This window comes from Argonema galeatum A003/A1 (genome assembly GCF_023333595.1).
In the GTDB taxonomy this organism is placed as follows: Bacteria; Cyanobacteriota; Cyanobacteriia; order Cyanobacteriales; family Aerosakkonemataceae; genus Argonema; species Argonema galeatum.
Map to the genome: position 1 here is coordinate 15,753 of NZ_JAIQZM010000001.1, position 13,328 is coordinate 29,080.

The 13,328-nt window shown below is 46.5% G+C and carries 11 protein-coding genes; 8 read left to right on the forward strand and 3 right to left on the reverse strand.

From position 1 onward, the window contains the following. Positions 1-56: 56 nt before the first annotated feature. A complete protein-coding gene (locus tag LAY41_RS00075; RefSeq protein ID WP_249092841.1) occupies positions 57-3,113 on the reverse strand; it encodes a transglycosylase domain-containing protein in 3,057 nt (1,018 codons plus the stop codon). A gap of 581 nt (positions 3,114-3,694) precedes the next feature. Here LAY41_RS00075 and LAY41_RS00080 point away from each other — a divergent pair. The 8 genes from LAY41_RS00080 (at position 3,695) to LAY41_RS00115 (ending at position 11,825) form a co-directional block, all read left to right on the forward strand. Continuing rightward, positions 3,695-5,308, forward strand: a complete 1,614-nt coding sequence (locus LAY41_RS00080; protein ID WP_249092842.1) for a B12-binding domain-containing radical SAM protein — start codon at positions 3,695-3,697, stop codon at positions 5,306-5,308. A 167-nt stretch (positions 5,309-5,475) separates the two neighbouring features. Next, positions 5,476-5,928 (forward strand): hypothetical protein, encoded by a 453-nt coding sequence (locus tag LAY41_RS00085; RefSeq protein WP_249092843.1) that lies wholly within the window; start codon positions 5,476-5,478, stop codon positions 5,926-5,928. Between the two features lie 405 nt (positions 5,929-6,333). Continuing rightward, entirely contained in the window at positions 6,334-6,774 is a 441-nt protein-coding gene (locus tag LAY41_RS00090) for a hypothetical protein (protein ID WP_249092844.1), read from the forward strand. Positions 6,775-6,868: 94 nt separating this feature from the next. Further along, on the forward strand, positions 6,869-7,330 hold the full coding sequence (locus tag LAY41_RS00095) for an SRPBCC family protein (protein WP_249092845.1): 462 nt from the start codon (positions 6,869-6,871) through the stop codon (positions 7,328-7,330). A gap of 16 nt (positions 7,331-7,346) precedes the next feature. Next, on the forward strand, positions 7,347-7,535 hold the full coding sequence (locus LAY41_RS00100; protein ID WP_249092846.1) for a CPXCG motif-containing cysteine-rich protein: 189 nt from the start codon (positions 7,347-7,349) through the stop codon (positions 7,533-7,535). A 102-nt stretch (positions 7,536-7,637) separates the two neighbouring features. Beyond that, positions 7,638-8,087 (forward strand): hypothetical protein, encoded by a 450-nt coding sequence (locus LAY41_RS00105; RefSeq protein WP_249092847.1) that lies wholly within the window; start codon positions 7,638-7,640, stop codon positions 8,085-8,087. 13 nt (positions 8,088-8,100) lie between these two features. Further along, entirely contained in the window at positions 8,101-8,544 is a 444-nt protein-coding gene (locus LAY41_RS00110) for a hypothetical protein (RefSeq protein WP_249092848.1), read from the forward strand. 203 nt (positions 8,545-8,747) lie between these two features. Further along, positions 8,748-11,825, forward strand: coding sequence for an Hsp70 family protein (locus LAY41_RS00115; protein ID WP_249092849.1), 3,078 nt, complete (start codon positions 8,748-8,750; stop codon positions 11,823-11,825). A gap of 38 nt (positions 11,826-11,863) precedes the next feature. Here the strand turns inward: LAY41_RS00115 and LAY41_RS00120 are convergent, their stop codons facing one another. Both LAY41_RS00120 and LAY41_RS00125 read right to left on the reverse strand, forming a co-directional pair. Next, entirely contained in the window at positions 11,864-12,562 is a 699-nt protein-coding gene (locus LAY41_RS00120; RefSeq protein ID WP_249092850.1) for a DUF2834 domain-containing protein, read from the reverse strand. Between the two features lie 109 nt (positions 12,563-12,671). Next, on the reverse strand, positions 12,672-13,325 hold the full coding sequence (locus LAY41_RS00125) for a DUF2834 domain-containing protein (protein ID WP_249092851.1): 654 nt from the start codon (positions 13,323-13,325) through the stop codon (positions 12,672-12,674). Between the last annotated feature and the right edge of the window lie 3 nt (positions 13,326-13,328).

Genomic DNA, 13,328 nt, shown 5'->3' on the forward strand with positions numbered 1-13,328 from the left:
GGGAATTATTATGTACATTTTCTCCCGCTCTCCCCCTCCTCTTCCCTAGCCCCTGGTTACTGGTGACTGTTAAGTTCGATGCTAGGGGGAGCTGAAGCTGGTAAGGGACTGGCAAGAGCGGGTGCCCGTCGTTGGGCCGATCGAGAGCTTGTCGAGGAGGCACGTCGGACTCGGCGTGGCTGGGACTGAGGCTGTGCGGAGGTTGACGAAGCGGTCGAGTAACGCCGCTTACGGCGGGGCTGCTCTGCGGGAGCGCTGTATTGCGCTGTGCGACGACGGGGCTGCTCTGCGGGAGCGCTGTATTGCGCTGTGCGACGGCGGGGCTGCTCTGCGGGAGCGCTGTATTGCGCGGTGCGACGACGGGGCTGCTCTGAGGGAGCGCTGTATTGCGCTGTGCGACGACGGGGCTGCTCTGAGGGAGCGCTGTATTGCACGGTGCGACGACGGGGCTGCTCTGAGGGAGCGCTGTATTGCGCTGTGCGACGACGGCTAGAGGCCCGATCCTGTGTTGAAGGCGCAGAGTTGGTATCGGGGGTATAGTAGCGACGCTTTGACCGCCTTACTGGCTGTGCTGGTGCAGAGTCGGTATCGGGGGTATAACGTCGCCGGGGTCTTTCCGATCGAATGCGGCGTGGTGATGGGGTATCGTTGGCAGAGCTTGTTGCTTGTGAAGTTTGGTAAGAGCGACGTCTGCGGGGTTGTGGTTGAGGAGTGTCTGAGTCTTCTTGGCTGCGGACGCGACGGGTAACTGGTTTGTCATCGCTATCTTGGCTGCGTAAGCGACTTTTCCTGGGAGCAGGTCGATCGTCATTATTTGCAGTTCTAGCAATTTTAGCGGAATAAATTCGTTCCGGCTTGATAGGCTGGACTGCGATCGCAGCTTTACGACCTTCCAGTTTCTGCGGTCGCTGGGCAAATTGCTCAACAGGCATACCCTCTACCGCTTTGACCATAAATTTGTTCCAGGTGAGGGCTGCTGTGCCGCTGCTGCCCGAAGTAGGGGTATTATCGTCGTTACCCAGCCAAACTCCGGTCACCGTTTGGGGAATGTAACCAATAAACCAGAGGTCGCGAGCTTGGTCAGAGGTGCCTGTCTTACCCGCAACTGGTCGCCCGTTTAAGTAAGCCGCACGACCAGTACCGCCGTTGACCACTTCCCGCAGCATCCACGTCATGATGGAGGCTGTATCTGAATCTATGGCTTGCTGGGGCTTAAAGTTAGCTTGGTAGAGAACGTTACCCCTCTGGTCGAGAACCCGGCGAATACCGTGGGATTCTGCATAAAGACCCCCGGTAGCCAGGGTGCCGTAGGCGTTTGTCAGTTCTAGGAGATTAAGTTCGGAAGCTCCTAAAGCTAGGGAATAGGTGGGTTTGAGTTCTGATTTGATGCCCATTTTGTGAGCTACGTCGATGACGGGTTGAAATCCGACATCAAGTAAAACTTTGACGGCGACTACATTGATAGACTTAGCTAGGGCATCTCTCATGGAGATCCAGCCTGCGTTGTCGCCGCCGTAGTTTTTGGGTGTATAGTTGTCAACTGTTAGGGGGGCGTCTAGGTAGCCTCGATAGGGGGAGAAGCCAGCTGCTACAGCAGTCGCATACACAAACCCCTTAAACGTAGATCCTGGCTGACGCTGGGCTTGGGTGACGCGATTGAATTGAGTTTTGTCAAAATCTGTTCCCCCCACCATCGCTTTGACTTCGCCGTTGCGGGGATCGATCGATACTAAAGCAGCTTGCCCAAACCGCTGACTGCGGCTATAGGTTTTCAGTACATCTTGGACTGTTTGTTCTGCTGTCTTCTGCCACTTCTGCTCAAGGGTTGTCTCAACGGTCAAACCTCCGGCTTCTATTGCATCTGGGGGGATGTACTTGGCTAATTCCTGCTGGATGTAGGAGGTAAAGTATTCTGCTTCGGTAGAAAGCCGTTTGGGAGGCGCTGGTTTGAGTGCCATTGGCGCTGAAGAGGCACTCTTGGCTTCGTCTGCGGTAATAAAACCAGCTTCTTGCATTCGCTGCAATACGATATTGCGACGCTGCTCGGCTGTTTTAGGATTGATTAGGGGCGAGTAGACGCTGGGAGCTGGCGTTACTCCGACGATGGTGGCAATTTCAGGCAGTGTCAGTTCTTTGAGCGGTTTGCTGTAGTATACCCAGGCGGCATCTGCGACTCCATAAGCACCTTCGCCGAGATAGACCAAATTCATATATCGATCGAGAATTTGGTCTTTGCTCATCTTCTGCTCGATTTTCTGAGCCAGAAAGACTTCTTGAAGTTTGCGATAGAAGCTGCGTTCTTGGGTAAGGAAGACTGTCCGCGCCAGCTGTTGGGTGATGGTGCTACCTCCTTCTACCACGTCGTGCGCTATAGCATTGGAAACGATCGCTCTGCCTATGCCCTGGTAATCGACACCTTTATGCTGGTAAAAGCGGCGGTCTTCCGATGCAATGAAGGCTTGCACCAACTGGGGCGGCATTTCTTCGAGTTTGAGCTTTTCGCGAGTTGCTGGCCCGATTTGTTGCAAAATTGTGTTATCTGCCGCTTTGATTGTCAGGGTGCCGTCGCGCACGAAGGTGAGAACATTGGCAGGGTCGGGCAGACTGCTGTCTATTTTCCACCATGTCACGCCTAGTGCTAGAGCGCTACCGCCAACCCCGACACCAAGACCCGCCCCAATCAAAAATTTACGGCTGCGATAAAAGGGATTTTTTGGATCTAGCCACCGCGAATCCTGTACTCTACGGGTGAAGTTTTCTAGGTCTGGCTTCTTTATTGCCGGAATCTGTATTTTGGTGGCAATTTGAGTGGAAACCTGCTTGACTCCTAGCGTTAGCTTCGTCGCTGCTGCCCAGAGATCCAAACCCGGACGTTTCTGGGGGGGAGAATGCTGCACAGGAGGAGTTTCTGACTCAGTGGAGATAAGAGGGGAAGATTCTCCTCCGATCTCTTGCTCTTGGGTTCTTGTAGCCACCTGTTCCCTGGTTTTTATCTCAAAGGGAGGTTCCCATTCAATTGTCTTGGAATCCCTGCTAGAGGTAGGTTCTACGTCAGTTTCAAACCCACTGCTCTTGGTGGAAATTTCTTCGAGTTTTGGAATAAACTTTGTCACGTTAAACCCTCACACAACAGAGGCCAAGCTATTAATGGCTTTGTTTTTTGCTTATTTTATTCGTTGGAATGCCAAAGCTGCTTTATGTGGCTCTGGTTTCTGTGTCCAGTTATCGGCTGATAAATCTTTTAGCCGGGAAATTGGTTGATATTCATTCATACGGATTTTAGTTAACTTTATGCTGATTTAGGTACTCGGTACGAATTTTCCGCTCATATAGCAAAGTGCTGAGTGCTTCGGCTTTAGTGCTGAGTACAGTAAAGTGCTTCCTTGCTTTGAGCGCGCAATACTGTACGTTATGGTATAGTTAGAGGTTTTATAGACAAATATCACATTTGCCTGGTACAACCCTTTTGTAAGGTGCGATCCTTACCGGACATACTACTACGCCCTGTATTCCCTCGTGCTTTAGCGTTGGGAAATGCAATTCTTCCAATGTTACCACTACTATTCACAGACAAAGGGAACGGGGAACGGGGGAAGAAAAGAAAAAAGATCGTTTTTTCCATCTTCCCTCTTTCCCTTTTCCCTCTTTCTCTGTTCCCCATTCCCTGTTCGCTGTTCCCCGTTAAAAGTTCCCCGTGATTAAAGATCTATTTTCTGACGAACGCCTCCTGTTTACAAAAGCGACGCCCAACAGCGACGCCATACCCACCATCTTTGCTTTCCCGAACGAGTACAGCGTTGGTATCACCAGTCTCGGCTATCAAATCGTATGGGCAACTTTGGCAATGTGTCCAGATATTGAAATAAGCCGTTTATTCACCGATACCCACGAATCGCTACCGAGAAAGCCTGAATTAGTGGGATTTTCCATGTCTTGGGAACTGGATTATGTAAATATCCTGAATTTGTTGGAATTTCTAGAAATTCCTTTACGTTCGGCTACTCGTGACAACAACGATCCGCTCATATTTGGTGGTGGCCCAGTACTGACTGCCAACCCAGAACCTTTCGCCGACTTTTTCGACATTATTTTGCTAGGCGATGGCGAAAACTTACTGGGCAATTTTATTGAAGTATACAAAGAAGTACGAAATGCAGATAGGCAAACTAAACTGAGAAAGTTGGCACAAGTTCCAGGCGTTTATGTGCCCAGTTTGTATGAAGTGACTTATCAGGCTGTCACTGGCGATATCAAATCAATTCAACCAGTAGATGTAGAAATTCCCAAGACTGTAGAAAAGCAGACTTATCGCGGCAATGTTCTATCTGCTTCAACTGTCGTAACAGAGAAAGCGGCGTGGGAAAATATCTATATGGTGGAAGTAGTACGCAGTTGTCCAGAGATGTGTCGCTTCTGTTTGGCAAGTTATCTAACGTTGCCTTTTCGCACTGCAAGTTTGGCAGATTCTTTGATTCCTGCTATTGAAAAAGGTTTAGCAATCACAGACAGATTGGGATTGCTGGGTGCTTCTGTGACTCAACATCCAGAATTTGAAGATTTGCTGGATTATATAAGTCAAGAAAAATATGATAATGTTCGTCTGAGTATCGCTTCTGTGCGGACAAATACCGTAACTAAAAAGTTAGCAGAAACTTTGGCAAAACGCGATACTCGTTCAATCACAATTGCTGTTGAAAGCGGTTCTGAACGGTTGCGGCAAATTGTTAATAAAAAGCTCCTAAATGATGAGATTATCCAAGCTGTGGTGAATGCTAAAGCTGGTGGATTAAAGGGAATGAAACTTTACGGTATGGTTGGGATTCCCGGTGAGGAATCAGGGGATTTAGATGCAACTGTGGCGATGATGCGGGATATCAAAAAAGCTGCACCTGGTTTGCGTTTGACGCTAGGATGCAGCACATTTGTGCCGAAAGCGCACACGCCTTTTCAGTGGTTTGGGGTGAAACCCGAAGCAGAAAAGCGGTTGAAATTTTTGGAGAAGCAATTGAAGCCGCAGGGTATGGAGTTTCGACCGGAAAGTTATAAGGATTCGGTAATTCAGGCGCTGCTATCGAGGGGCGATCGCCGCTTATCCCATCTGTTAGAATTAACTAGGCAGTATGGCGATTCTCTGGGTAGTTATCGCCGTGCTTTTAAGGAATTACGGGGAAAACTACCAGAGTTAGGTTACTACGTTCATGCTGACTGGTCAACAGACCAAGTATTGCCTTGGAGTCACTTGCAAGGGCCACTTCCCCAGGCAACGCTGGAAAAGCATTTAGCTACGGCTACATCTCATTTTAACTGAAGACTTTTTGTTAAAATACCTTAAATGGGTGAACCGATCGCATCCTAACTTTGTTGAAATGTAAATAAGCGAATATACCTCACATCTTAAAAGTTGTATGACTGGCTTAAGTAAGAGGTATAATATTCAGCAAAGCTACATACCAATATTCAGGAGTAAATCAAACCGTGAAATCGAGCAAGGCTAAACTAGATTATCAACAAGGATTAAAGCTGTTTGCGATCGCAGTTGGTGCTTCTTTGTGCTTAGCACCCTTGGCAAAAGCGGTTACGGTTAATCCTTTCCAGGATAACACACCAGCAACGGCAAATTTATCAACTTCTCACACCATCCTAGCTCAAGCGTCCGCTTGTCCAGAAAACAGCGGTGGTAGTTTGTACGTCACTGCCGAAACAAAAAACTTTCTGATCTATATTTGTGGAGGAGATCTCCCCAATACTTACGTCGGTCTTGCCAAGAATGGAACCACGGGTGGCATCACGCTACCTCTGCAAAGCTATAGCAGAGATCGATTTGTAGCCGTTAATGGGGATACTCGTTACACCCTTACCCGTAATGAGCTAACCTTGACTCGGAATGGCCGAGTTATTCTCAGAGAAAGGGCGACATGGAGAAGATAATGCAGTCGTTTTCGCTTTCAGAGGGCTCGCGCTGGTTAAGTAGGTAGAGATAAATAATAAAGCAACAAGCAACACTATTATCAACCCGTTTTCTTTGAGAGAACGGGTTTTTCGATATTCAGTGAAACTCAGAAACCGGGTTTCTTGAAGAAACCCGGTTTCTATGGGCTTAAAATAATATTAAAATTTAACACAGATTTTTTTATATCGCCTCATCCCAATTGGTGAAATATTTTCAATTAAAAGGATCGCTATAGATTTTTTTTATCCGAACTTTTACGGAAAAGCCCTTCTTTTAATTGAAGAAATAAATAGCAGGCAATTGAATATATTCTTGCCCATAAACTGGTTGTGCGATAGTAATATGCACAAACAATAATTTCATCAAAACAGGAAAGTAAAATTATGGTATTCCCAAAACAGGCGTTGAAAATGATGCTGGTGGGTGTAGGAGCGCTTTTATTCTTGACACCATCAGTAAAAGCGGCACAAACCACCGCTAGTGACTCAGGTGTGTATAGCGATTTGGCTTCGCAAGATCGCTCCATCCTAGTGGCTGCTGCGCCTAACGATTGCTTAAACGACATAGCGGAAGGTTTCTCTGTGGAAACTCGCAATTATTATGCGGGAATTTGTTACAGGCGAAACGGCACATACTACGTTGGTCGTTCTAAGAATGGTAATGGTAGCATCCTTCTGCGTGTATCTTCTCCCAGAAGAAATGTATACGTTGCCAGAAACGGTCGTTACACTTACACTCTCGATATGAACAGGAATCAGCTGACGATCGCGCTTCCAAATGGCAGGCGCATCGTTGAAAGGGTAATCCGCGTAATTGATTCGTGATTTTTCTATCCAGATGGAAAATGCGGACATGATGCTGCCCAAATTATGATAATGTAGCCTTTGTAGCTTAAAGCTGCAAAGGCTATTTTCTATCATGGTAAGTTTCAAACATTCCTCTCTAATTGATGCACCCGTGGAAGTCGTCTGGAACTTTCACGAAAGACATGATATTCTCCAAATCCTCACGCCACCTTGGCAACCCGTGCAAGTGGTTCGCCGCGAAGGTGGACTTGAGGTGGGTGCTATTTCCGAATTTCGCATTTTCCTGGGGCCATTGCCCGTGCGGTGGGTTGCGCGTCATACTGAATGCGAGAGATACAGACTATTTAGCGATCGACAAATTGCTGGGCCTATGGAATCTTGGGTGCATCGACATGAGTTCGCCCAAGAGAATGGGAAAACCAGGTTGACAGATGCGATCGCTTATGAATTACCTGGAGGGCCGATCGCCGAACTTCTTTTGAGTTGGTGGGTAAATGCTAGATTAAAGGATATGTTTAGCTATCGCCATGATGTGACAAAACGGGAATGCGAACAACAAATTAAAAATTCATAGCCAAACATTTAACTAAATGGAAACAACATCTGAGTATAGTTGTGCCTACTGCGGCGAACCAAATGTGACATTTGTTGACCTGAGTGCGGGTGGACAGCAATCTTATATTGAAGATTGTCAAGTTTGTTGTCGTCCTAATGTTCTGTATATACGAGTGGATGAAGAAACACTCGATGTTGCAATAGACAGTGAATATGAAGGATAGAATCCGATTCATCAAATTTTTGCTTTAACCCGGAAGCTTGTTTTCAGGTAGTGCATCTACTATCAACCAAATTATCTTAGGAGACTTTTAAGGCCATATAAATTGAATTACAAACAGGTATTCCAGCTAGCATTAGTTGGTGTTAGTGCGTCTTTATTCTTGACACCTAACCTAAATGCTATAGCCACAAACGAGACACCCACCGTCAGCAATAGAGCAACGGCTAACCCACAATTCTTAATTGCTCAACAGAGTCGGACACAGCGCATTCAGTTTGAGCGAGGAACAAACTCAGCTACTGTAGAAGATGCTGTAGTGCGAGGCACCAGAGATACTTATCTGGTTAATGCTCGCGCACGCCAGACAATGACAGTCAGCATCACGTCTACTGAGCAAAATGCTGTTTTTGATATCATTGCGCCAAACGGACGAACTCTCAAGCAAGAAGCGACCAGCTTTACTGGCACATTGCCTGCCAGGGGTGACTATCGCATCGTCGTCGGTGGTACGCGAGGAAACGCAACTTACAATTTACAAGTTACGATTAGATGAGGCTCGATTATCTATGACATCTCAGCCAAAGCCTGAATTCAATTGCAAACAGGCATTAAAACTGTTTTTTTTCAGTGCAGCAATGTCTTTGTTCCTGACACCTTTTGCAAACGGTGCTGAAACTATCAAGTTTGATGGTCGCCCTATCGAAATAGCCCAAGCTCGGAACAACGGCTGCCCAACTAATAGATATCTACTCCGTCTTGCCGAAACAAGAAACTACACCGTGCGTATCTGCGCGACTGAGGGCGGTACTTTGACATATATAAGTAGAGGGAAAAATGGGCGCGGCGGTATCACTCTTCCGGGAATGGTTGATATGGGCGATCGCTATGAGGCTGTTAATGGTAATACCCGTTACAGAATAAGCCGCAACTATCTAACCGTTAATCAAGGAAGCAGAATAATTCTCCGAGAAAGGGTAACGCGATGGGTTGTAGGCAGGGGACTACAGTAAATAAGGGGTGTTACTTTTAACATCCAGTATACCGTCAGGGTGTCTCTACTTATCCGCAACGAGTATAAATATTATACGGTTAATACTACTTTTCCTCTCCTGTAATAATCAGTTGTAAAGGGCTAGGATGTGGTGAATTGCCAAGACATCCTCTTTTTGGACAGGGCGAATTTAACACTTTATAGTCTCGGAGGTTACCGCTTATGACCAGGACTACAGTAAATCCCTCCAACAATCCGGGCGGGGGTTTGTATGTGCAATCTCCCGACGGACAACAGCTAGTATTTCCCTTACAACATACGGAAGTTCAGGCGAAAATTGCTGGGAATGTGTCGCGAGTGGAGGTGACACAAACTTTTGAAAATCCGTTTACGGAACCTTTGGAAGCTGTCTATGTTTTTCCATTGCCGGATGAAGCTGCGGTGGATGACATGGAAATTAAGATAGGCGATCGCATTATCAAAGGTAACATCAAAAAACGCGAAGAAGCGAAACAAATCTACGAAGAAGCCAAACGCCAAGGACGTACTGCTGGATTATTAGAACAAGAACGGGATAATATCTTTACCCAATCTCTTGCTAACATCAAACCTGGTGAGGAAATTGATGTCACCATTCGCTATACCGAGAGCCTAAAATTTGAGGGCGGTGACTACGAATTTGTCTTTCCAATGGTAGTTGGGCCGCGATTTATTCCCGGTACGCCGATCGCTACTAACATCTCTGGCGGTGGTACAGCTACAGCACCAATGACATTAAACCGCGATACAGACGAGGTTCCAGATGCTTCGCGGCTCAATGCTCCTGTGCTACCCCCTGGCACTCGTTCTGGGCATGATATTGGCGTTACCGTCGAAATTGATGCGGGTGTTCCCATCCAAAATGTCCACTCAACTTCTCACCAAGTTCGCATCGAACACACAAACACAAATTCTGATCTTTCTTCCCCCCGTGGCGGGGGGACTGAGGGGGGTCAAATCGTGCGGGTGAAACTGGGTGGAGAAGACACAATTCCCAACAAAGATTTGATTCTCCGCTATCAAGTTGCTGGCGACAACACCCAAGCAACTGTGCTAACTCAATCCGATGACCGAGGCGGACATTTCGCTATTTATCTCATTCCAGCATTAGAATATCGCACAAATGAAATAGTGCCAAAAGATGTGGTGTTCCTGATGGATACCTCCGGTTCCCAATCTGGCGACCCGCTGCAAAAATCTCAGGAACTAATGCGGCGATTTATTAATGGGTTAAATCCCGACGACACATTCACAATTATCGATTTTTCCGATATCACAACACAGCTATCACCAGCACCGTTGCCAAATACACCGCAAAATCGCGCCAAAGCGATCGACTATATCAATGACTTGCAAGCTGATGGCGGTACTTATTTACTTAATGGCATTCGTGCGGTGCTGAATTACCCAGCAGCACCAGCGGGACGATTGCGGAGTATTGTGCTGTTAACTGATGGCTATATCGGCAATGACAATGAAATTCTGGCGGAAGTTCAGCGGGAACTGAAACCGGGAAATCGCCTTTATAGTTTCGGCGTGGGCAGTTCCGTTAATCGGTTTTTGCTCGATCGCATTGCAGAGATTGGACGGGGAACGAGCCAAGTTGTTCGTCAGGATGAGCCGACTCAGGAAGTTGCAGAAAAGTTCTTCCGGCAAATCAACAATCCCGTGCTGACGAATATTGAAATCAGCTGGGAAAATACTGGAGAATTGCCAGCGATATACCCATCAACAGCGCCCGATTTGTTTGCGGAACAGCCGCTAGTTTTGTTTGGACGGAAACAAGATCGGACTGGTGGAAAACTGCACGTTATTGGTATTGCTGCGGGTGGCAAACGTTATGAAAAGACGTTTGACCTCAATTTTGATGAAAATGGTAATCCTGCGATCGCACAACTCTGGGGACGTGCGCGAATCAAAGATTTGATGAAGCAAATGTTTGGTGTGGAAACCACCAGCGGGGTAGAAGCGGTTACGGAGACAGCTTTGACTTATCAGCTTTTGTCGCAATATACGGCTTTTGTTGCTGTTAGCGATGACGTGCGGGTCGATCCTGAAGGAAAATCAGTATCCGTGCAAGTGCCAGTTGAGATGCCAGAAGGAGTTAGCTATGAGGGGATTTTCGGACAAGTTGCTGCTGCTTCTCCTCTGCTTCAACTTAACAGTCTGCAACCAAATCCAAACGCACTAGGATTCAGTTTCTCAGAAGAAGATGATGATGAGTTTGCAAACACGAGAAGTTTTCTAGCTTCGCCAGGGAACTCATTTGATGGATTGAAAGACATCATCTTGCTGCTGGACGTACCTCCTTTGTCTCTGGGTGTGGAAACTTTGGGCGGCGCGATGACCAAAATTATCCCCCGCAATACCACTATTCCTACTAAAAAGTCGCTAGTTTTCTCGACTACTGCGGATAATCAGACAGGAGTGGAAATCCACATACTGCAAGGTGAACGGGAGATGGCTAATGATAATAAGAGCTTAGGCAAATTCCGTCTAGATGGAATTCCACCCGCGCCGAGCGGCGTTCCTCAAATTGAACTGACTTTCGATATTGACGTCAACGGTATTCTCACGGTGACAGCACAGGACTTGGCGACTGGTAAAAACCAATTTATCACCATCACTGGTGCAACAACTTTGCCGAAACATGAAGTTGAAAAGATGGTGAAGTCAGCCGAAATTAATGCGGCGGCTGATAGAAAGCATCGTGATAATATTGACAGCCAGAATCTGACATATTTGCAGGCTTACCAAGCTCAGAAGCAGGTTCGCGAACTCGGTTCTGAAATGCCAGATACTGATATATCAAAGGTGGAAGGCTTGATTGAATACCAATTCGATCGAAAACCGTCGGCCCGATCGCCAGAAGTTCTAGATGAATATTTGCCTCTAGATGCAAACTTTAGTGAAATCCAAGATTGCGACTTCGATTTTGGTGATGATATTATCATCGCCGATTACGAAGTAATTGACAACGCCAAGTTGCAAGTTGTTAGCGTGACGGGATTGGATGAAGCAGCTATTAATGCGATCGCGCAACATCTGCAACTGGTAAATTTGCCTTCGGGTTTCAGTGGCGAAATTGTCTTTGAATTCACGGTAGGCAAAGGTCGCGTGGGGCGAATTATGTTGGATGAGGAAGCCTCAATTTTGAAGGAGGCGCTGGTGGTGGATGGAATTAAGCGATCGCTTACTACTTGGCTACCTCCCCAATCTGAAGAAGGCACAGTTCGCGTAACATTGCGAATTAATCCATAGTTTTCAGCCGTAGGGTGGGCATTGCCTACCCTACTTGCTCATAGTTCTGCGCTGGTTAGAGACATCATTTGTAGCTTCTCGACTGTTTCTGGAGTGATTGCTGGAATGGGCGGACGCAGGCAAAGATACAAAAGCGGCCCAAACAAAGGAACTAACGCCAGTGCCCAAAACTTTTGTGAATCTTTAATACCCCGACGCGCCATGTCATCATCAAATAATGATGTCAATGGAAATACCAGACACATCAAGCAAAAATCAATACTTATAAGCTGAACAAAGGGCGTGGTTTGGAACTGTTGAAAGTAATCTGCCCAATCTCCACCAATTATTGCGTAGACAAATAAGGCGATCGTACTTAAAAGGAGAGCAACGCCTGTCGATCGCTTATCTAAAATTCTGAGCAAGTAATCCTTTTGCCCGGTGAATTCTTGATTGCGATCGCGCAGGAATAAATAAGGTAAAAGACAAATTACTCCGGTTCCGTTTGACCCTAAAAAATAAGGCCATGCCATAAACTTTTGCATTCTGCCATCAAAGAACATCAGGCAAGCATAAATCATCGGCCAAACGCCCATCAAGCTGAATAGGACGGCTATAATAGGGTTAAGCTTGCCCCACTGGAGCGTTAATAGCTTTTGAACCAAAGGCAATGTCTCTGGTCGATCGAGAGGAGCCAGCCACACGGTATAGCTTACAAATAGCACCCATATCAAAAACAATGTTACTTTTCTGTTCATAATCTAACCAATGACTTCACACTACTCTGCCCACTAATATTAAAATTAGAAACGCAGTAAATTACGTCTATCTTTGGTAAAGTTATCGTCCGGTGGCGGTAACAGCTTATTAAGCCAGCCTTGCACTGGATTCTGGCAGCTGAGGACGCAAGCAAAGATATAACACTGGGCCAAACAGAGGAATTAGGGACACAACCCAGAAAAATTGCCTATTTTTGACGCCTCGACGCGCCATATCGTCTCCCAGGAGTACGGGGAACAATAGACAAAGCGTACAAAAATCCAAGCTCATAACATGAATAAAGTTACTGGTTTGCCACTGTTGAATAAAATCTCCCCAATCTCCAGCTAGTACGCCATAGGCGACTAAACCGACAGTAGCCAAGCCAATTAAAAGACCTGTAAAGCGGGAATCTAATACCTTTAGAAAGATATTTTTTTGCCCGGTAAATTCTTGATTTGGTTCGCGCAAAGCTAGATAGGGCAACAGGGCAAATGCGCCTATTCCAAAAGACCCCGCCGCAAAAGGCCATGCTGGGATCTTCTGTTCTTTGCCGTCGATGAACAGCAGGCAACTGTATATTATCGGCCAAACACCCATGATATAGAACAGGGACACAATTATGGGATTAATTCCTTCTAATTTGCCTAGAGAAAGATTTTTAATCAAAGTCCAGGTGTCTGGTTGGGTAGGCGGTGCGAGTAGAAAGGCGTAGCTAGCCAACCCAATCCACAGCAACCAAAATGCAATTTTTCTGCTCATAGT